Source organism: Pseudomonas sp. PvP025 (assembly GCF_017832155.1).
Classification (GTDB): Bacteria; Pseudomonadota; Gammaproteobacteria; order Pseudomonadales; family Pseudomonadaceae; genus Aquipseudomonas.
In genome coordinates this window covers 2454159-2473521 of record NZ_JAFIBJ010000001.1, presented here as the reverse complement: position 1 = coordinate 2473521, position 19363 = coordinate 2454159, and the positions used below count along the sequence as shown (strand labels likewise).

General features: G+C 63.1%; 13 protein-coding genes. 7 read left to right on the top strand and 6 right to left on the bottom strand.

Annotation, left to right across the window (positions count from 1 at the left end; translation table 11 throughout):
• The first annotated feature begins 46 nt into the window (after positions 1 to 46).
• Positions 47 to 1507 carry an NAD-dependent succinate-semialdehyde dehydrogenase gene (locus JOE32_RS10230; RefSeq protein WP_209983704.1) on the top strand — a complete coding sequence of 487 codons (1461 nt, stop codon included), beginning with the start codon at positions 47 to 49 and terminating at the stop codon, positions 1505 to 1507.
• 821 nt (positions 1508 to 2328) lie between these two features.
• Here the strand turns inward: JOE32_RS10230 and JOE32_RS10225 are convergent.
• The gene (locus tag JOE32_RS10225; RefSeq protein WP_209983703.1) at positions 2329 to 3255 is read right to left on the bottom strand and encodes a glyoxylate/hydroxypyruvate reductase A; all 927 of its coding nucleotides are present in this window, start codon (positions 3253 to 3255) and stop codon (positions 2329 to 2331) included.
• A gap of 193 nt (positions 3256 to 3448) precedes the next feature.
• Here JOE32_RS10225 and gabT point away from each other — a divergent pair, with 193 nt between their 5' ends.
• From gabT to JOE32_RS10210, 3 genes are all read left to right on the top strand, one after another.
• On the top strand, positions 3449 to 4741 hold the full coding sequence (gabT, locus tag JOE32_RS10220) for a 4-aminobutyrate--2-oxoglutarate transaminase (RefSeq protein ID WP_209983701.1): 1293 nt from the start codon (positions 3449 to 3451) through the stop codon (positions 4739 to 4741).
• 94 nt (positions 4742 to 4835) lie between these two features.
• Positions 4836 to 5483, top strand: a complete 648-nt coding sequence (locus JOE32_RS10215) for a 2-haloalkanoic acid dehalogenase (protein ID WP_209983698.1) — start codon at positions 4836 to 4838, stop codon at positions 5481 to 5483.
• Positions 5484 to 5527: 44 nt separating this feature from the next.
• Positions 5528 to 6016 carry an Lrp/AsnC family transcriptional regulator gene (locus JOE32_RS10210; protein WP_003230384.1) on the top strand — a complete coding sequence of 163 codons (489 nt, stop codon included), beginning with the start codon at positions 5528 to 5530 and terminating at the stop codon, positions 6014 to 6016.
• Here JOE32_RS10210 and JOE32_RS10205 read toward each other — a convergent pair.
• A complete protein-coding gene (locus JOE32_RS10205; RefSeq protein WP_209983697.1) occupies positions 6010 to 7206 on the bottom strand; it encodes a benzoate/H(+) symporter BenE family transporter in 1197 nt (398 codons plus the stop codon). The genes JOE32_RS10210 and JOE32_RS10205 overlap by 7 nt on opposite strands.
• Positions 7207 to 7432: 226 nt before the next feature.
• Between JOE32_RS10205 and JOE32_RS10200 the strand changes: the two genes are divergently transcribed.
• Complete coding sequence (locus JOE32_RS10200) at positions 7433 to 8197, top strand: GntR family transcriptional regulator (RefSeq protein ID WP_209983695.1); 765 nt, start codon at positions 7433 to 7435, stop codon at positions 8195 to 8197.
• Between the two features lie 635 nt (positions 8198 to 8832).
• Here JOE32_RS10200 and guaD read toward each other — a convergent pair.
• From guaD to xdhA, 4 genes are all read right to left on the bottom strand, one after another.
• Positions 8833 to 10137, bottom strand: a complete 1305-nt coding sequence (gene guaD, locus JOE32_RS10195; protein WP_209983694.1) for a guanine deaminase — start codon at positions 10135 to 10137, stop codon at positions 8833 to 8835.
• Positions 10138 to 10149: 12 nt separating this feature from the next.
• Positions 10150 to 10989, bottom strand: coding sequence for a xanthine dehydrogenase accessory protein XdhC (xdhC, locus tag JOE32_RS10190; protein ID WP_209983692.1), 840 nt, complete (start codon positions 10987 to 10989; stop codon positions 10150 to 10152).
• A gap of 110 nt (positions 10990 to 11099) precedes the next feature.
• Entirely contained in the window at positions 11100 to 13466 is a 2367-nt protein-coding gene (xdhB, locus tag JOE32_RS10185) for a xanthine dehydrogenase molybdopterin binding subunit (protein ID WP_209983690.1), read from the bottom strand.
• Positions 13459 to 14907, bottom strand: a complete 1449-nt coding sequence (xdhA, locus tag JOE32_RS10180; protein ID WP_209983688.1) for a xanthine dehydrogenase small subunit — start codon at positions 14905 to 14907, stop codon at positions 13459 to 13461. The genes xdhB and xdhA overlap by 8 nt, the downstream gene beginning before the upstream one ends.
• Before the next feature lie 279 nt (positions 14908 to 15186).
• Here xdhA and JOE32_RS10175 point away from each other — a divergent pair, with 279 nt between their 5' ends.
• Positions 15187 to 15846 (top strand): GntR family transcriptional regulator, encoded by a 660-nt coding sequence (locus tag JOE32_RS10175; protein ID WP_209983685.1) that lies wholly within the window; start codon positions 15187 to 15189, stop codon positions 15844 to 15846.
• Between the two features lie 2 nt (positions 15847 to 15848).
• Positions 15849 to 19337 carry a chromosome segregation protein SMC gene (gene smc, locus JOE32_RS10170; RefSeq protein ID WP_209983683.1) on the top strand — a complete coding sequence of 1163 codons (3489 nt, stop codon included), beginning with the start codon at positions 15849 to 15851 and terminating at the stop codon, positions 19335 to 19337.
• The last annotated feature ends 26 nt before the right edge of the window (positions 19338 to 19363 follow it).

The window sequence follows — 19363 nt, the reverse complement described above, 5'->3', positions numbered from 1 at the left end:
GCGGCACCTCCCTAGACTGGAGCGTGTCTCGGATCAGGACTCGACCATGCTCACTACTCGCCTGCAAGACCCCAGCCTTCTGGCTGAACTCGCCTACGTTGACGGCCAGTGGATCGCCGCCGCCAGCGGCGCCACCCTGGACATCCTTGACCCTGCCAGCGGCGAGGTGCTCGCACGGGTGCCGGCCATGGACACGGTCGACACCCGCCGCGCCATCGACGCCGCCGAGCGTGCCTGGCCCACCTGGCGTGCACGCCCGGCCGCCGAACGCGCAGCGCTGCTGGAGCGCTGGTACCAGGCCATGCTCGACAACCTCGAGGACCTGGCGCTGATCATGACCTGCGAGCAGGGCAAGCCGCTCAATGAAGCCCGAGGCGAGATTCGCTACGGCGCAGGTTTCGTCAAATGGTTCGCCGAAGAAGCGCGTCGGGTGTATGGCGAAACCATGCCGGCGCCCAGTGGCGACCGGCGTCTGCTGACGTTGAAACAGCCGGTGGGTGTGTGCGCCGCCATCACCCCGTGGAATTTCCCCAACGCGATGATCACCCGCAAGTGCGCGCCGGCATTGGCCGCCGGTTGCCCGATCATCGTCAAACCGTCCGACCTCACACCGCTGTCGGCCCTGGCCCTGGCGGTGCTGGCCGAGCGCGTCGGCATTCCGGCCGGCGTCTTCAATGTGATCACCGGGCTGCCCGCTGGCATCGGCGCCGAGCTGACCGGCAACCCGGTGGTGCGCAAGATTTCCTTCACTGGCTCCACCGCCGTCGGCCGCCTGCTGATGCGCCAGAGCGCCGAGCACATCAAGCGCCTGAGCCTGGAACTGGGCGGCAATGCGCCGTTCGTGGTGTTTGACGACGCCGACCTGGAGCAGGCGGTGGCCGGGGTCATGCTCAGCAAGTTTCGCAATGCCGGGCAAACCTGCGTCTGCGCCAACCGCATCCTGGTGCAGGCCGGCATCTACGAACGCTTCGCCGCGCGGCTGGTGGAGGAGGTGGGCAAGCTCAAGGTCGGCAATGGGCTGCAGGAGGGCGTGACCATCGGCCCGCTGATCAACCCTGCGGCGGTGGCCAAGGTGACGCGGCATATCGAGGATGCCCTGAGCCAGGGCGCGACCTTGTTGTGTGGCGCCATCCCGGCTGGCGATAGCCCGTTTGTGCAGCCTACGGTGCTGGGCGAAGCCCACGCCGGGATGCTGCTGGCCAACGAGGAAACCTTTGGGCCGGTGGCGCCACTGATGCGCTTTACCGACGAAGCTGAGGCGCTTGCGTTGGCCAATGCTACGCCGTACGGGTTGGGTGCCTATTACTTCACGCAGAACCTGGCACGCTCGTGGCGCTTTGGTGAGGCGCTGGAGTTTGGCATGGTCGGGCTCAATACCGGGATCATCTCGATGGAGGTGGCGCCGTTTGGCGGTATCAAGCAGTCGGGGCTGGGGCGTGAGGGGAGCAAGTACGGGTTGGATGAGTATCTTGAGGTTAAGGCATTTCATATTGGGGGGTTGGGGTGACAGCTTTTTAGCGGTGGGTACATATCCGTTATTTGGGTAACGGCTACGTAGGGTTCCGCCCTTACGGCGGGTCACTTTGGAAAAGAGCCCCAAAGTAACCAAAGGGCTCTTGCCCCACCACTCGGCACCTCGCTAGGGCTCGGTGTGCCCGCACTCCGGCTTGAATCCGTGGGCCGCCGCGATGGGCCATCCTTGGCCCAGCGCGGCTAACCCGGTGTCCTGCCGGGTTACCCACGGATTCAAGCCTGCGTGCGGCCAGCGTGGTTGACGGGGCGCCTGAGATCAAGATCAAAAGCCAGAGCCAGAGCCAGAGCCAGAGCCAGAGCAAAGCAGATCAAAAGCAGTGTGATATCCAACAGACAAATGGAGATCAACTGTGGGAGGGGGCTTGCTCCCGATAGCAGTGGGTCAGCTACCCATAAGCTGACTGACACTCAGCCATCGGGAGCAAGCCCCCTCCCACAGTTTGAACAGCGCCAGGTAGGAAAACCTCGGTCGGCTCTAAGGCCGCCGCGCTCTTGATCTTGATCTGAGGCGCCCCGTCAAACACGCTGGCCGAACGCAGGCTTTGGAGCGTGGGTAACCCGGCAGGACGCCGGGTTAGCCGCGCTGGGCCAAGGATGGCCCATCGCGGCGGCCCACGCTCCAAAGCCGGAGTGAGGGCACACCGAGCCCAGGCGAGGTGCCGAGTGTTGGGGCAAGAGCCCTTTTGGTTACTTTTGGGGCTCTTTTCCAAAAGTGACCCGCCGTAAGGGCGGAACCCTACGTAGCCGTTACCCAAATAACGGATATGTAACCAGTAATAACGGATATGTACCCCATCAATACCCCTTCCCCCGATCCACCTCCCCAACCATCCGCTCCCCGCGCTGAAACCTTCGAATATTCCCCAACAACACGCCAAACGCACTCTCCGGCTGAGTCATCGCCGCAATATGCGGCGTCAGCACAATCTGCGGATGCCCCCAAAACGGATGCTCTTCTGGCGCCGGCTCCTGCTGCAGCACGTCCAGCACCGCGCCGCTGAGTTGCCCGCTGGAAAGCGCCCCCAGCAGATCCTCCTCCACCAGGTGCCCGCCGCGTCCCATGTTGATCAGCCCCGCACCCTGTGGCAGTTGATCAAACAAGCGGCTGTTGAGAATGCCCTGGGTCTGCTCGGTCAACGGCAACACGCACAGCAGAATGTCGCACTGGCCGAGAAACGCCGGCAGTTGCGCTTCACCCGCATAACACGTAACCCCCGGCAGTTGATGTGCGCTGCGGGCCCAGCCCGACAAGGCAAACCCCAGCGGTGCGAGGGTCGCAAGGATCTGCTGCGCCTGCGCGCCCAGGCCCATCACGCCGACGCGGCGGTTGGCCGCCGGTTGCAACCGGTGCGCCTGCCAGCAGCGCGCCGTCTGTTGCTGGCGGTAGCGCAGCATGTCGCGATGCAGGGTGAGCACGGCCCAGGTGGCATATTCGCACATGCCCTGGGTGATGCCGGGATCGAGCAGGCGCACCACCGGCAAGTCGGCGGGCAAGCGGGCAAGGTCCAGTTGATCGACCCCGGCCGATACGGCAAACAGCACCTTCAGGTTGGGCAGCAATTGTTCAAGATCGTCCGGCGCCAGCCAGGCGGCGAGGTAGTCGATTTCGCTGGGGTCGCCAATGTCCGGCCAGGCGCGCCATTCGATGTCCGGCGCGTGTTCGGCAAACAGCGCCTTCCAGCGTTCGCCGCGCACGGGGTCGGATTTGTAGAGCAGGGCCATGGGCATCTCCGCAGGGCTGAAAGTAGCCATCATCATCGCGCAATGCCGGCGCAGGATCTGTTGAAACGCAGTGGAAAAACAGTCGATCCGAATTTCTCACAGGGCAAGTTCGGTGCAGTTCGTTTTTGCCAGGCCGTAATCTGAATGTCATCGCAACCACCTTCCGGTTGCCGGGCTCACCTTGGGAAATGCCATGAACAGCAGAGTCGATAAAACCCCACATTTGCTCCGTCAGCGCGATCAATTCGTACCCCGTGGCCTGATCACCGCGCACCCGCTGGTGATCGATCGCGCCCAGGGCGCCGAACTCTGGGACGTGGAAGGCAAGCGCTATCTCGATTTCGTCGGCGGCATCGGCGTGCTGAACATCGGTCATAACCACCCCAAAGTGGTCGCGGCGGTGCAGGCGCAGTTGCAGAAAGTCTCCCACGCCTGCTTCCAGGTGGTGGCCTACCAGCCTTACCTCGACCTGGCCCAGCGCCTGTGCGAGATGGTTGGCGGGGAGGCGGCGTACAAGGCGGCGTTCTTCACATCCGGCGCCGAGGCGGTGGAAAATGCGGTGAAGATCGCCCGTGCCCACACCAATCGTTCGGCAGTCATTGCCTTTCGCGGCGGCTTCCATGGCCGGACGTTGCTTGGCACGACGCTCACCGGCATGAGCCAGCCGTACAAACAGAACTTCGGACCGTTCGCGCCGGAGGTGTTCCACACCCCCTATCCCAACGCATATCGCGGCATGACCAGCGAGCTGGCGCTCAAGGCGCTGGATGAACTGCTAGCCACCCAGGTTGCCCCGGACCGCGTCGCGGCGATTCTCATCGAGCCGGTGCAGGGTGACGGCGGCTTTCTCGCCGCGCCGCCGGAGTTTCTTCAGGCCTTGCGCGCACTGGCCGACAAACACGGCATCGTGCTGATCCTCGACGAGATCCAGACTGGTTTCGGTCGCACCGGCAGCTGGTTCGGTTTCCAGCACTCGGGCATCCAGCCCGACCTGGTCACCGTGGCCAAGAGCCTGGCCGGCGGCTTGCCGCTGTCCGGCGTGGTGGGCAAGGCGCACATCATGGACGCGCCGCTGCCTGGCGGTCTGGGCGGCACCTACGGCGGTAATGCGTTGGCCTGCGCGGCGGCGCTGGCGGTGATCAGTGCGTTCGAAGAGGAACAACTGCTGGCGCGCAGTCACGTGCTCGGCGAACGCCTGCGCAACGGTTTACTCGGTCTGCAGGCGCGCTACCCGCGCATCGGTGACGTGCGTGGCACCGGCTTCATGTTGGCAATCGAACTGGTCAAGGACGACGCGGCGCGTAGCCCGGATGCCGACCTCAATCAGCGGGTGATCGACGAAGCCCGCGCCGGTGGTTTGCTGGTGATCAAGTGCGGCGTGTACCGCAACGTGCTGCGCTTCCTTGCGCCGCTGGTGACCACCGAGGCGCAGGTCGACGAAGCCGTGCAGATTCTCGACGCAGCCCTGGCACGGGTCTTGAACTGAGCCGCTACCGGCGGCGAACCCGGTTGGCGGCAGCGCCCGTGACCCGTTATGGCGCACGGGCGACCACATTGCATCATTGGAGGCGTGACCCCTCATGGGACTGACAGATTATCGAGCGTTGCTGATCGATTGTGATGGGGTGCTGGTGGACCGTGACTCGGGCGTGTTCGCCGCGTTGCAGCCGCTGCTCGACAGCCGTGGCGGGCCAGCGCCGGCCAGGGAGCAGGTGCTGGCCGAGTTCAACACGGTGATCGAGGGCCTCTACCCGCGTTTTGCCGAGCTGGGCTTCAGCGGCGTGCTGTGTTTTGCCCATCGCCAGCTCGCCGAGCGCTGGGGGCTGCACGCCAGTTGGGAGGAGGGCATGAGCTTTGCGCGTTCGGCGGGCAACTGGTCGCTGTTCGAGGATGCGCCGGGGGCGATGCTGTACCTGCGCAAGTTCTATCGTCTGCTGGTGCGCGGCGACCGCGATGCCGAGGACCGTGGGCTGTTGTGCGAGCGCCTGGGCATCGAGGCGGAGCATTTCATTTCCCTGGTCGAGGCCGAGCAATGGCTTGACCGCCAAGGGGCGCAGGTAGAGCCTGTGTTGCACGTGACCCGCGCATCAGCCGGCGCCGTTCTGGCGCTGGACCGCTGCCTGATCGGCCGTCACCGCTCGCCGCAGCCCACGCCGTGTGCAGCCGATTACTGCATTAACAGCATGGCTGACCTGGTCGCTCAGCATCAGCTGTCTTTACGGCGCTGATTTTGCTAGAAGATTGCTTACAAACGGCAGTCAAGAGGTATGCAATGGAAGGGCTCGTCAAGCTGGACCGGATCGACATCAGCATTCTGGTTGAACTGCAAAAAGATGGTCGGATGACCAACGTCAGCCTGGCCGATGCCGTGGGCCTGTCCGCCAGCCCCTGCCTGCAACGGGTCAAGCGGCTGGAGTCGGCCGGTTATATCTCCAGCTACAAGGCGCATCTGAACCTGGCCAAGATCACCGATTCGGTCACGGTGTTCACCGAAATCACCCTCAGCGACCACAAGCGCGAAGACTTCGCCAAGTTCGAATCGAACATCCGCCTGGTGGATGAGGTGCTCGAATGCCACCTCATCAGCGGCGGCTACGACTACCTCGTGCGTTTCATGACCCGCAGCATCCAGCATTACCAGGAAGTGGTCGAAGGCCTGCTGGACAAGAACATCGGTATCTCCAAGTACTTCAGCTATATCGTGATCAAATCACCGGTGCTGAAAGACGGCGTGCCGCTGCGCAAGCTGCTGCGTCATTGAGTGCGGCTGCGCCCGTTCAGGATCAGCAGGGTCAACAGCCCCGCGACAATGCCCCAGAACGCCGAGCCGATGGAAAACAGCGTCAGCCCTGATGCGGTGACCATAAAGGTGATCAGCGCCGCTTCGCGTTCCTTCGGCTCGTGCATGGCGACGCTCAGGCCATTGATGATCGAACCGAACAACGCCAGCGCCGCAATCGACAGCACCAGCTCTTTTGGCAAGGCGGCGAACAGTGCCGCCAGGGTCGCGCCGAACACCCCGGCAATGCCGTAGAACACGCCGCACCACACGGCGGCGGTGTAGCGCTTGTTTCGGTCTTCATGGGCATGCGGCCCGGTGCAGATGGCCGCGCTGATTGCCGCCAGGTTGATGCCGTGGGAGCCGAACGGCGCCAGCAGCAGCGAGGCCAGCCCGGTGACGCTGATCAATGGCGAGGCCGGCACGCTGTAACCGTCGGCGCGCAGCACGGCGATGCCGGGCATGTTCTGCGAGGTCATCGCCACCACGAACAGCGGGATGCCGATGCTGATGGTCGCCGCGAGCGAGAAGTGCGGCGTGGTCCACACCGGCACCGCCATTTCCAGGTGAAAGGCGCTGAAATCCAGCAGCCCCAGCAGCCCGGACAATGCGGTGCCGATCACCAGCGCGGCGAGCACCGCATAACGCGGCGACAGGCGCTTGATGATCAGATAGGTAAAAAACATCCCCAGCACCAGTGCGGTGCGATGTTGCGCGGCGACAAAGATTTCGCTGCCGATCTTGAACAGGATCCCGGCCAGCAAGGCTGCGGCCAGTGAGGCGGGGATGCGCTTGAGCAGTCTTTCAAAACTGCCGGTCAGCCCGCACAGCGTCACCAGCACCGCGCAGGTGATGTAGGCACCGATGGCTTCGCCGTAGCTCACGCCGCCCAGGCTGGTGATCAACAGCGCAGCGCCGGGCGTCGACCAGGCGACGGTGATCGGCGTGCGGTAGCGCAGCGACAGGCCGATGCTGCACACCGCCATGCCGATGGACAGCGCCCAGATCCACGAAGAAATCTGCGCCGTGGTCAAACCGGCAGCCTGGCCGGCCTGGAACATCAGCACCAGGGAGCTGGTGTAGCCGGTCATCATGGCGATAAAACCGGCGACGACGGCCGACGGCGAAGTGTCGGCCAGCGGGCGCAGCGGCGCGTGGGTGGCGTCGGTCATGACGGGGTGTTCCTTTTGCCTGGGTATTTGCCGGTGAGGGCGCGGATTCAAGCCTAAACTCAAAGGTAACCGGTCATTGCAATACAGCCGGGGCCGCAAACAGCCGTACAGTGTGTTGGCGTATTGGGTTGTGTACAATGTGCCCCGTTTTCAGGCGATACTTGCCAGCGCCACGCTGTTGCCGTATTACCGTTAATTCGCCGCCGTTCTCCAAACCCGAGTGCCCATGAACGAACAGTTGCAACCTCTCAAGAAACAACCGCGCGCCGGCAAGGCCGGTCGCACCGGCACCCAGGACGATATCGTCTACGCGCATATCTTCGAGGCGATCCTCGAGCAGCGCCTGGCACCCGGCACCAAATTGAGTGAAGAGGCACTGGGCGAAATCTTTGGCGTGAGCCGCACCATCATTCGCCGTGCGCTGTCGCGTCTGGCCCATGAAGGCGTGGTGCTGCTGCGGCCCAATCGCGGTGCGGTGGTTGCCAGCCCGAGTGTCGAAGAGGCCCGCCAGGTGTTCATGGCGCGGCGTCTGGTGGAGCGGGCGATCACTGAATTGGCAGTACAGCACGCCACTGCCGAGCAACTGGCTGAACTGCGCCAGATGGTCAACGACGAGCGCGACAGTTTTTCCCGGGGGGATCGCGGTGCGGGTATTCGTCTCTCCGGCGAATTCCACCTCAAGCTGGCCGAAGCGGCTAAGAATGCGCCGCTGATCAGCTTTCAGCGCAGTCTGGTTTCGCAGACATCATTGATCATTGCTCAGTACGAAAGTGGCAACCGCTCGCACTGTTCCTACGATGAACACACCCAGTTGATCGATGCGATCGAAGCTCGCGATGCGGTGCTGGCGGTGGATTTGATGATGCATCATATGGATCATATCGACAGCAAGCTTAACCTTGATGAGGAAGGGGCTTCGGATGATTTGCATGCGGTGTTTTCGCATTTGCTGCAGACCAGGAAGGCTGGGCGTTCTTCTTTGAAGGTGTGAACACATTTTTAAAAGTGTGGGAGGGGGCTTGCTCCCGATGGTGGCTTTATTGTGTACATATCCGTTGCTGCGGTAACGGCTGATATGGGTTCCGCCCTTACGGCGGGTCACTTTTTGAAGAGCGCAAAAAGTAACCAAAAACGCTTCGCCCCACCACTCGGCACCTCGCCTAGGCTCGGTGTGCCCGCACTCCGGCTTGAATCCGTGGGCCGCCGCAATGGGCCATCCCTGGCCCAGTGCGGCTAACCCGGCGTCCTGCCGGGTTACCCACGGATTCAAGCCTGCGTTCGGCCAGCGTGGTTGACGGGGCGCCTGAGATCAAAAGCCAAAGCAAAGCAGAGCAAAAGCAGGGTGATGTCCATCAGACAAATGGAGATCCAAATGTGGGAGGGGGCTTGCTCCCGATAGCAGTGGGTCAGCTACACATAAGTTGACTGACACTCAGCCATCAGGAGCAAGCCCCCTCCCACATTTTGTACAGCGTTCGGCAAACCATTCCGGTCGGCTCTCAGGCTGCCGCGCTCTTGCTTTTGATCTGGGGCACACCGAGCCTGGGCGAGGTGCCGAGTGGTGGGGCGATGTAAGGGTGGAACCGCCAGCACTGGAGATGTACACAATAACCCCGTGGCCAAAAATCAGCGTTCGTGCACCAACCGACCCGCCGCATAGGTCTGCAACACCACCCGATCATCCCCCAGCGTCATCAACACAAACAACGTCTCGGCAATAGTGTTCGACTGCTTCAAGCGATAACTGAGCAGTGGCGTAGCGTTGTAATCCAGCACCAGAAAATCCGCATCCGAACCCGGTTGCAAGGTCCCGATCCTGTCCTCCAGACGCAGCGCCCGGGCGCCGCCGAGGGTCGCCAGGTACAACGACTTGAACGGGCTCAACCGCACGCCCTGCAACTGCATGACCTTGTACGCTTCGTTAAGGGTCTGCAGCAGTGAAAAGCTGGTGCCGCCGCCCACATCGGTGCCCAGACCGACATTGAGCTTGTGCTTCTCGGCCATCGGCAGGTTGAACAGCCCGCTGCCCAGAAACAGGTTCGAGGTAGGGCAGAAGGCGACTGCCGAGCCGGTCTCTGCCAGTCGCGCGCATTCGTCGTCACACAGGTGCACGCCGTGGGCGAACACCGAGCGTTCGCCCAGCAGCTTGTAGTGGTCGTACACGTCCAGGTAGCCGCTGCGCTCCGGGAACAGCTCTTTTACCCATTCGACTTCCTGCGTGTTCTCGCTGATGTGGGTCTGCAGGTACAGGTCGGGGTATTCCCCCAGCAACTGCCCGGCCAGTGTCAGTTGCTCCGGCGTGCTGGTGGGCGCAAAGCGCGGGGTGACTGCATAGTGCAGGCGGCCCTTGCCGTGCCAGCGTTCGATCAGCGCCTTGCTGTCCGCGTAGCTGGTTTGGGCGGTGTCGGTGAGGTAGTCCGGTGCGTTGCGGTCCATCATCACTTTGCCGGCGATCATGCGCAGGTCGAGTTTTTGCGCGGCTTCAAAGAACGCGTCCACCGACTGCGGGTGCACACTGCCGAACACCAGCGCCGTGGTGGTGCCGTTGCGCAGCAGTTCCTTGATGAAAATATCCGCGACGTGCTCGGCATGGGCCTTGTCGGCGAACTGGCTTTCGCAGGGGAAGGTGTAGGTGTTGAGCCAATCGAGCAATTGCTCGCCATAGGCGCCGACCATGCCGGTCTGCGGCAGGTGAATATGGGTGTCGATCAGGCCTGGTGTGATCAGCGCGTCCTGATAATGAACGACTTCGGTGTCGGCGGGCAGGCTCGGCAGCAGGTCGGCGGCGTGGCCGACGGCGCTGATGCGGCCGTTTTCGATCACCAGCAGGCCGTCTTCGAAATACTCGTAGGAGGCTTCGATCCCCACTTCGGCAGGGTCGCCGATGCTGTGCAGGAGGGCGGCGCGGTAGGCTTTGCGAGTCAAAGGCATGAGGGTCTCGATTCAGATAGCTTGGCTGCGACGTGACGCCGGCAGCAGTTTGGCAATGGGTTCGGCGCGGGCAGCGTGCTGGCCGAAACTGGCGTTGTAGGTGGCGATGATTTCGCCGGCGATGGAAATGGCGATCTCCACCGGCAGTTTGCCCTTCACCTCGGTGAGGCCCATGGGGCAGCGCATGCGTTGCAGCTGCGCGGCATCGAAGCCGCGCTCGCGCAGGCGGTGTTCGAACTTGACGCGCTTGGTCCTGGAGCCGATCAGACCGAAGTAGGTGAAGTCATTGCGCTTGAGCAGGGCGGCGCTCAGTGCCAGGTCCAGCGCGTGATTGTGGGTCATGACGATGCAATAGCTGCCCGCTGGCAGGTCGGCAATTTCGTCGACCGGCTCTTCGCTGACGATTTTACGCACGCCCTCGGGAATCTGTTGCGGAAATTCCTGCTCGCGCGAATCGATCCAGCGCACCCGGCACGGCAGGCTCGCCAGCAACGGCACCAGTGCGCGGCCGACATGGCCGGCGCCGAACACCGCGATGTGTGCCTGCACCTGGCCCATGGGCTCGAACAGCAGCACGGTCACGCCGCCGCAGCACTGGCCCAGGCTGGCGCCGAGGCTGAAGCGCTCCAGATGAGTGTTCTGCTGGCCGCGCGCGAGCATGTCGCGGGCGATCTGCATCGCCTTGTATTCCAGGTGCCCGCCGCCGATGGTGTCGAAGGACCGGTCGGCGCTGATCACCATTTTCGACCCGGCATTGCGCGGGGTGGAGCCGAGCTCTTCGATGATGGTGACAAGCACGCAGGGTTCGCCGCTGGTTTGCAGGTGGGCGAGGGCGCTGATCCAGTTGTTCATGGTTACCTCTCGTGGTGTCTGTCAGGCCGTCATCGCGGGCAAGCCGCTCTTACAGTTGGAATGCGTTCCCCTGTGGGAGCGGGCTTGCTCGCGAAGGCAGCACCTCGGTCCTAAAGCGATACCTGCAACTGCCGCATCTGCTCACACCCCCACAACACCCGCTCCGGCGTCGCCGGCGCATCGATCTTTGGCTGATGGCGGTAATCACCAAGGCTTGCGACCGCATCCTTGATCGCGCACCACGAGGCGATGCCGAGCATGAACGGCGGCTCGCCGACGGCCTTGGAGTGAAACACCGTGTCTTCCGGGTTCTTGCGGTTCTCCACCAGCTTCACCCGCAAATCCAGCGGCATGTCCGCCACCGCCGGGATCTTGTAGCTGGCCGGTCCATTCGTCATCAGCTTGCCCTTGTCATTCCACACCAGCTCTTCCATGGTCAGCCAGCCCATGCCCTGGATGAAGCCGCCTTCGACCTGGCCGATGTCGATGGCCGGGTTCAGCGAGGCGCCCACGTCATGCAGGATGTCGGTGCGCAGCATCCGGTATTCGCCGGTGAGGGTGTCGACAATCACTTCGCAGCAGGCCGCGCCGAACGCGTAGTAGTAGAACGGCCGCCCGCGCGACTGGCTGCGGTCGTAGAAGATTTTCGGGGTCTTGTAGAACCCGGTGCTCGACAGCGATACCTGGGCGAAGTACGCCTGCTGGATCAACGCCTCGAAGCTCAGGATCTGCTCGCGCACGCGCACATGGCCGTTGCGAAATTCCACATCCGCTTCACTCACGTCGTACTTGCGCGCGGCGAATTCCACCAGGCGTTGCTTGATGGTTTCGGCGGCGTTCTGCGCGGCCTTGCCGTTCAGGTCGGCGCCGCTGGAGGCGGCCGTGGGCGAGGTGTTCGGCACTTTATCGGTGTTGGTCGCGGTGATCTGCACGCGGTCGATGTGCACCTGGAAGACCTCGGCCACCACTTGCGCGACCTTGGTGTTCAGGCCCTGGCCCATCTCGGTGCCGCCGTGGTTGAGGTGGATGCTGCCGTCGGTGTAGATGTGGATCAGCGCGCCGGCCTGGTTGAGAAAGCTGGCGGTAAACGAGATGCCGAATTTCACCGGGGTCAGCGCCAGGCCTTTTTTCAGGATCGGGCTGTGGGCGTTGTACTGGCGGATCGCTTCGCGGCGTTCGGCGTATTGGCTGCTGGCTTCAAGCTCGGCGGTCATTTCGTCGAGCATGTTGTGCTCGACGGTCTGGTAGTAGTGGGTGACGTTGCGCTCGGTCTTGCCGTAGTAATTGGCCTTGCGCACCGCCAGCGGGTCGAGCGCGAGGTGGCGGGCGATGGCGTCCATCACTTCTTCGATGGCGACCATGCCCTGCGGGCCGCCGAAGCCGCGATAGGCGGTGTTGGACGCGGTGTTGGTCTTGCAGCGATGACCGTTGACCGTGGCGTCGCCCAGGTAATACGAGTTGTCGGCGTGGAACATCGCGCGGTCGACGATCGAGTTGGACAGGTCCGGCGAGCAGCCGCAGTTGCCCGCCAATTCCAGGTTGATCCCGTGCAGCCGGCCACTGTCGTCAAAACCCACGTCGTATTCGATATAGAACGGGTGGCGCTTGCCGGTCATCAGCATGTCTTCGACGCGCGGCAGGCGCATCTTGGTTGGCTGGCCGGTGAGGCGCGCGACCACCGCACACAGGCAGGCGGGGCTCGCCGCCTGGGTTTCCTTGCCGCCGAAACCACCGCCCATGCGGCGCATGTCGACGACGATTCTGTTCATCGACACGTCGAGCACTTCGGCCACCAGTTTCTGTACTTCGGTGGGGTTTTGCGTAGAGCAGTAGACGATCATGCCGCCGTCTTCGGTGGGCATCACCGAGGAAATCTGGGTTTCGAGATAGAAGTGTTCCTGACCGCCGATGTGCAGGGTGCCTTGCAGACGATGTTTGGCCGTGGCCAATGCGCCCGCCGAATCCCCGCGTTGGTGGGTGTGGCTGTCGAGCACGAAGTGTTTGGTGCGGTAGGCTTCGACCACGTCGAGCACCGGTTCCAGGTCTTCGTATTCGATCAGCGCCGCCATCGCGGCTTTGCGCGCGGTGTCGAGGTCGCGGGCGGCCACGGCCAGCACCACCTGGCCGACGTATTGCACGGTGTCGATGGCCAGCAGCGGGTCGCCGGGCAGCAACGGGCCGATGTCTTTGAGGCCCGGCACGTCTTCGTGGGTGATGACGATGCGCACACCGTCAAAGGCGTAGCAGGGCGCGGTGTCGATGCTGAGAATGCGCGCGTGGGCGCGGTCGGACAGGCGCGCATACAGGTGCAACTGGTTGGGAAATTCCAGGCGGTCATCGATGTACTGCGCTTCACCGCTGACGTGCTTGGCGGCGCTGTCGTGCTTGACGCTGCGGCCGACGCCAGAGGTGATTTCCCCGGCGAACAGCTCGGCCAGTTCGGCCTGGGTTTTAACGACGGCGTGATGGTTAGACATAAGCGGTCACCCGAGTCTCGATGTGCGGCGTCTGCAGCTCGATGAAGTATTTGCGCAGCAGGTTCTGCGCGCTGAGCAGGCGGTATTCCTTGCTGGCGCGAAAATCCGAGAGCGGGGTGAAGTCCTCGGCCAGGGCAGCACAGGCGTGTTCGACGGTGGCGGCGTTCCAGGTGGCGCCGACCAGCGCGGCTTCGCAGTGTTTGGCGCGCTTGGGCGTGGCGGCCATGCCACCAAAAGCAACGCGCGCCTGGCGGATTACACCGTTGTCGATCTTCAGGTTGAAGGCGGCGCAGACCGCGGAAATATCATCGTCCAGGCGCTTGGACACCTTGTACGCACGAAACAGCGTGTGGCCCTTGGGCACGATGATTTTTTCGATGAATTCGCTGTCTTGCCGGGCGGTGACGCGGTAGTCGATGAAGTAGTCTTCCAGCGCCAGGGTGTGCCGGGTGTTGCCCTTGCACAGCACGATCTGCGCGCCCAGGGCGATCAGCAGCGGCGGTGAATCGCCAATCGGCGAAGCGTTGCCGATATTACCGCCCAGGGTGCCCTGGTTGCGGATCTGCAGGGAGGCAAAACGCTGCAGCAGTTCGCCAAAATCCGGATAGGCCTGGTGCAACGCGGTGTAGCAGTCGGAGAGGGCGGCGGCGGCGCCGATTTCCAGGCGGTCGTCAAAGGCGTCGATGCGCTTCATCTCGTCGATGTTGCCCACGTAGATCATCACCGGCAGCGTGCGGTGAAACTGCGTGACTTCCAGCGCCAGGTCGGTGCCGCCGGCGAGCAGCCGGGCTTGCGGGTAGGCGTCGTAAAGGTCGGCCAGGTCGGCGACTGTGAGCGGCACCAGGCAGCGTTTGTCGCCGCTGTTCAACTCGCCGGTCTGGGTGGGCGCGATGGCCTTGAGGCGGGCAATGGTCTGGGCCTGGCGACTGTCGAACTGGTCCTGGGGTTTGTTGCAGCAAGCCTGCGCGGCGGCGGCCAGGATCGGGCGGTAGCCGGTGCAGCGGCACAGGTTGCCGGCCAGGGCTTCGTGGGCTTTGTGGCTATCGGGTGAGTCGCTGTTCTTTTGCAGGGCAAACAGCGACATCACAAAGCCCGGCGTGCAAAAGCCGCATTGCGAGCCGTGGCACTCGACCATCGCCTGCTGCACGCTGTGCAACTGGCCCTGGTGCTTGAGGTCTTCGACGCTGATCAATTGTTTGCCGTGCAACGACGAAACAAAGGTCAGGCATGAATTGAGGCTGCGATAACGAATCCGCTCGGCGCCGCTGTCATCGCGGTGCAACTCGCCCACCACCACGGTGCACGCGCCGCAGTCACCGCTGGCGCAGCCTTCCTTGGTGCCGGGCTTGCCCACGTGTTCACGCAGGTAGTTTAGCACCGTCAGGTTGGGGTCCAGGGCGTGCTCGCTACGGAGTTCCTGGTTGAGTAAAAACTGGATCACGGAAGGCCTCGCAGATTCATTATTGTTGTAACCGCTTTGCGCCGAATCTAGTCATGTCTGACTTTTCGGTCAATGCTTTTCTGACTTAAGGGTCAAGAAAGCGCGATCACAGCATCCTCAATTAGGGGGCGGGCTTCTGAAGCCGGCGTTTTTACAGGGTGATGAGCTGTAATAACTGCTTATTTCATGCCAAATTCGCCCCTGTGGGCGTAGCGCCATCAGCGAGCCAATGCGCTACACTGCCGCGCTGTCAACGATAGAAGATTTTGAAGGGAAAACATGACGTTCAAGGCGCCGGACAGTCTCGCCGAGCAAATCGCTCACCACCTCGCCGAACGCATTATTCGCGGCGATTTAAAGCCTGGGGAGCGTATCCAGGAACAGAAGGTCACGCTGGCGCTGAATGTCAGCCGTGGTTCCGTGCGCGAAGCCTTGTTGATCCTCGAACGTCGCCACCTCATCGCGATCCTGCCGCGCCGTGGCGCCCACGTCACCGAACTGACGGCGCACAAAGTGCAGAGCCTGTGCACGTTGATGGGCGAGCTGTACATCCTGCTCGGCAATGCGGTCGCCGAGGGCTGGCAGACCCAGGCCGACATGGCGCCGTTCGTGCAGATCCAGCAGCGCCTGGTGAGCAATTTCGAACGCCAGGACATCCGCGCCTTCGTCGAAGAAAGCTTCAATGTGATGCGCGCCGCGTACCCCTTCGCCAACAACCCGTATCTGCAGGAAACCGTCGAGAACCTGCAACCGGCGATGAACCGTGCCTATTACCTGGCCCTGGATCAGCGCAAGGCGAGCATGAGCGAATACCTGGCGCTGTTCGAGCAACTGCTCGCCGCCGTGCTCGAGCGTGACCTGGCGCAGATTCGCGCGGTGCTGTCGGCCTACTGCCAACGCAGCAGCTCGCTGGTGATCGCCGCGTTGGCGGACGCCTAAGCGTGCGGCTCAAGTGCATCAAGCTGGCGGGGTTCAAATCCTTCGTCGACCCGACCACGGTGAACTTCCCCAGTAACATGGCGGCGGTGGTCGGGCCCAATGGTTGCGGCAAGTCGAACATCATCGACGCCGTGCGCTGGGTGATGGGCGAGAGTTCGGCGAAGAACCTGCGTGGCGAGTCGATGACCGACGTCATCTTCAACGGCTCCACCAGCCGCAAACCCGTGAGCCAGGCCAGCATCGAGCTGGTATTCGACAACTCCGACGGCACCCTGGTCGGCGAATACGCCGCCTACGCCGAAATCTCCATCCGCCGCAAAGTCACCCGCGACAGCCAGAACAGTTACTTCCTCAACGGCACCAAGTGCCGTCGACGCGACATCACCGATATCTTCCTCGGCACCGGCCTGGGCCCGCGCAGCTACTCGATCATCGAGCAGGGCATGATCTCCAAGCTGATCGAAGCCAAGCCTGAGGATCTGCGCAACTTCATCGAAGAAGCCGCCGGCATCTCCAAGTACAAGGAGCGCCGCCGCGAGACCGAAAACCGCATCCGTCGCACCCACGATAACCTCGCCCGCCTGACCGACCTGCGCGAAGAGCTTGAGCGTCAGTTGGAGCGCCTGCACCGCCAGGCCCAGGCGGCCGAGAAGTATCAGGAATACAAGGGCGAGGAACGCCAGCTCAAGGCGCAGCTGTCGGCCCTGCGCTGGCAGGCGCTGAACGAGCAGGTGGGCCAGCGCGAGGCGATCATCGGCACCCAGGAAATCAGCTTCGAAGCCCTGGTGGCCGAACAGCGCAACGCCGACGCGAGCATCGAGCGCCTGCGTGACGGGCACCATGACCTGTCCGAGCGCTTCAATCTGGTGCAGGGGCGCTTCTATTCGGTGGGCGGCGACATTGCCCGCGTCGAGCAGAGCATCCAGCATGGCCAGCAGCGTCTGCGTCAGTTGCAGGACGATTTGAAGGAAGCTGAGCGCGCGCGCCTGGAAACCGAATCGCACCTGGGCCATGACCGCACTCTGCTGCTGACCCTCGGCGAAGAGCTGGACAGGCTCACCCCCGAGCAGGAAATCACCAGCGCCGCCGCCGAGGAAGCCGCTGCTGCCCTGGAAGAAGCCGAAACCACCATGCACGGCTGGCAGGAGCAGTGGGACGCCTTCAACCTGCAATCGGCCGAACCGCGCCGTCAGGCTGAGGTGCAGCAGTCGCGCATCCAGCAGCTGGAAACCAGCATGGAGCGCCTGGCCGAGCGCCAGCGGCGCATGCTCGAAGAGCGCGCGCTGCTCGCCGCCGACCCTGAAGACGCGGCCATCATGGCCTTGAACGAGCAACTGGCCGAAAGCGAGATGACCCTCGAAGAGCTCGAAGCCAGTGAAGAACAGCAAGTGGAGCGCCTGGAGCAACTGCGTCAGCAATTGCACACGGCGACCCAGGCCCAGCAGCAGGCCCAGGGCGATCTGCAGCGGCTCAATGGCCGGCTGGCGTCGCTTGAGGCCTTGCAGCAAGCGGCCCTGGACCCGGGCACCGGCACCGCCGAATGGCTGCGCGACCAGCACCTGGCCGAGCGTCCGCGCCTGGCCGAAGGCCTGAAGGTGGACGCCGGTTGGGAATTGGCAGTGGAAACCGTTTTGGGTGCCGACCTGCAAGCAGTGCTGGTGGATGATTTTGCCGGCTTTGACCTGGCCGGCTTTGCCCAGGGCGATCTGCGCCTGCTCAGCCCGGACGCCGATGGCAAGCGGGTGCCGGGCAGCCTGCTGGACAAGGTCGAGGCGGCCGTTGACCTGTCGCCGTGGCTGGGCCAGGTCAGGCCGGTTGAATCCCTCGACGAGGCGCTGGCCCAGCGCAGCCAGTTGGCGGCGGGCGACAGCCTGATCAGCCGCGATGGCTACTGGGTCGGCCGTCACTTCCTGCGGGTGCGCCGCGCCAGCGAAGCCGAAAGCGGCGTGTTGGCCCGTGGCCAGGAAATCGTCAACCTGAGTGCCGAGCGCGAAGAACGCGAAGCCACCCTGGAACGCCTGGAAACCGAACTGCAAACCCTGCGCGCGACCCAGCGCCAGCAGGAAACCGGCCGCGAGCACCTGCGCCGTCTGCTACAGGACGAAGCGCGCCAGCAGGGCGAATTGAAGGCGCAGCTCTCGGCAAGCAAGGCCAAGGCCGAGCAACTGACCCTGCGTCGCACGCGTCTCGACGAAGAAGTTGCGGAGATGGGCGAACAACGCGCCCTTGAACACGAACAGATCGGCGAAGCGCGCCTGCAGTTGCAGGAAGCCCTCGACAGCATGGCCCTGGACACCGAACAGCGCGAACTGCTGCTGGCCCAGCGCGACAGCCTGCGCGAACGCCTCGACCGCGTGCGCCAGGAAGCCCGGCAGCACAAGGATCACGCCCATCAGTTGGCGGTGCGCCTGGGTTCAGTGCGCGCCCAGCATGCGTCCACCGCCCAGGCCCTCGAACGCCTGGAGATGCAGTCCGAACGCCTTACCGAAAAACGCGAGCAACTGAGCCTGAACCTGGAGGAGGGCGAAGCGCCGCTGGAAGAGCTGCGCCTCAAACTCGAAGAGTTGCTCGACAAGCGCATGAGTGTCGACGAAGAACTCAAGACCGCGCAGATCGCCCTGGAAGATGCCGACCGCGAATTGCGCGACGCCGAAAAGCGTCGCACCCAGGCCGAGCAGCAATCGCAGTTGATCCGTGGCCAGCTCGAACAACAGCGCATGGAGTGGCAAGCCCTCACCGTGCGCCGCAAGACCCTGCAGGACCAGTTGCTCGAAGACGGCTATGACCTGCACGGCGTGCTCAATACCCTGACCGCCCAGGCCAACGAGAAAGACGCCGAAGAAGAACTCGAACGCATTGCCGCGCGCATTCAGCGTCTGGGCGCGATCAACCTCGCGGCCATCGACGAATACCAGCAGCAGTCCGAGCGCAAACGTTATCTGGATGCTCAGGACGCCGACCTGGTCGAAGCACTGGACACCCTGGAAAACGTGATCCGCAAGATCGACAAGGAAACCCGCAACCGCTTCAAGGATACCTTTGATCAGATTAATGGCGGTTTACAGGCGTTATTCCCGAAAGTTTTCGGCGGTGGCAGCGCTTATCTGGAACTGACGGGCGAAGATCTACTCGATACAGGGGTGACGATCATGGCGCGCCCGCCGGGCAAGAAGAACAGCACCATCCATTTGTTGTCCGGCGGCGAAAAAGCCCTCACCGCACTGGCGCTGGTATTTGCCATCTTCAAGCTCAACCCGGCGCCGTTCTGCATGCTCGACGAAGTGGATGCGCCGCTGGATGATGCGAACGTCGGGCGCTATGCGCGCCTGGTCAAGGAGATGTCCCAGACGGTGCAGTTCATCTATATCACCCATAACAAGATCGCCATGGAAATGGCCGATCAACTGATGGGGGTGACGATGCACGAACCGGGGTGTTCGCGATTGGTGGCGGTGGATGTCGAAGAAGCGCTGAAGATGGTGGAGTCTTGAGCGCGGCCATCGGCGCCAATGCAGGG

Bases quoted from the DNA above. Each gene is read 5' to 3' on its own strand.
- xdhC (WP_209983692.1), bottom strand. From the start codon at position 10,989: ATGAACAACTGGATCAGCGCCCTCGCCCACCTGCAAACCAGCGGCGAA.
- JOE32_RS10230 (WP_209983704.1), top strand. From the start codon at position 47: ATGCTCACTACTCGCCTGCAAGACCCCAGCCTTCTGGCTGAACTCGCC.
- JOE32_RS10225 (WP_209983703.1), bottom strand. From the start codon at position 3,255: ATGGCCCTGCTCTACAAATCCGACCCCGTGCGCGGCGAACGCTGGAAG.
- JOE32_RS10200 (WP_209983695.1), top strand. From the start codon at position 7,433: ATGAACGAACAGTTGCAACCTCTCAAGAAACAACCGCGCGCCGGCAAG.
- guaD (WP_209983694.1), bottom strand. From the start codon at position 10,137: ATGCCTTTGACTCGCAAAGCCTACCGCGCCGCCCTCCTGCACAGCATC.
- JOE32_RS10210 (WP_003230384.1), top strand. From the start codon at position 5,528: ATGGAAGGGCTCGTCAAGCTGGACCGGATCGACATCAGCATTCTGGTT.
- JOE32_RS10175 (WP_209983685.1), top strand. From the start codon at position 15,187: ATGACGTTCAAGGCGCCGGACAGTCTCGCCGAGCAAATCGCTCACCAC.
- gabT (WP_209983701.1), top strand. From the start codon at position 3,449: ATGAACAGCAGAGTCGATAAAACCCCACATTTGCTCCGTCAGCGCGAT.
- xdhB (WP_209983690.1), bottom strand. From the start codon at position 13,466: ATGTCTAACCATCACGCCGTCGTTAAAACCCAGGCCGAACTGGCCGAG.
- JOE32_RS10205 (WP_209983697.1), bottom strand. From the start codon at position 7,206: ATGACCGACGCCACCCACGCGCCGCTGCGCCCGCTGGCCGACACTTCG.
- JOE32_RS10215 (WP_209983698.1), top strand. From the start codon at position 4,836: ATGGGACTGACAGATTATCGAGCGTTGCTGATCGATTGTGATGGGGTG.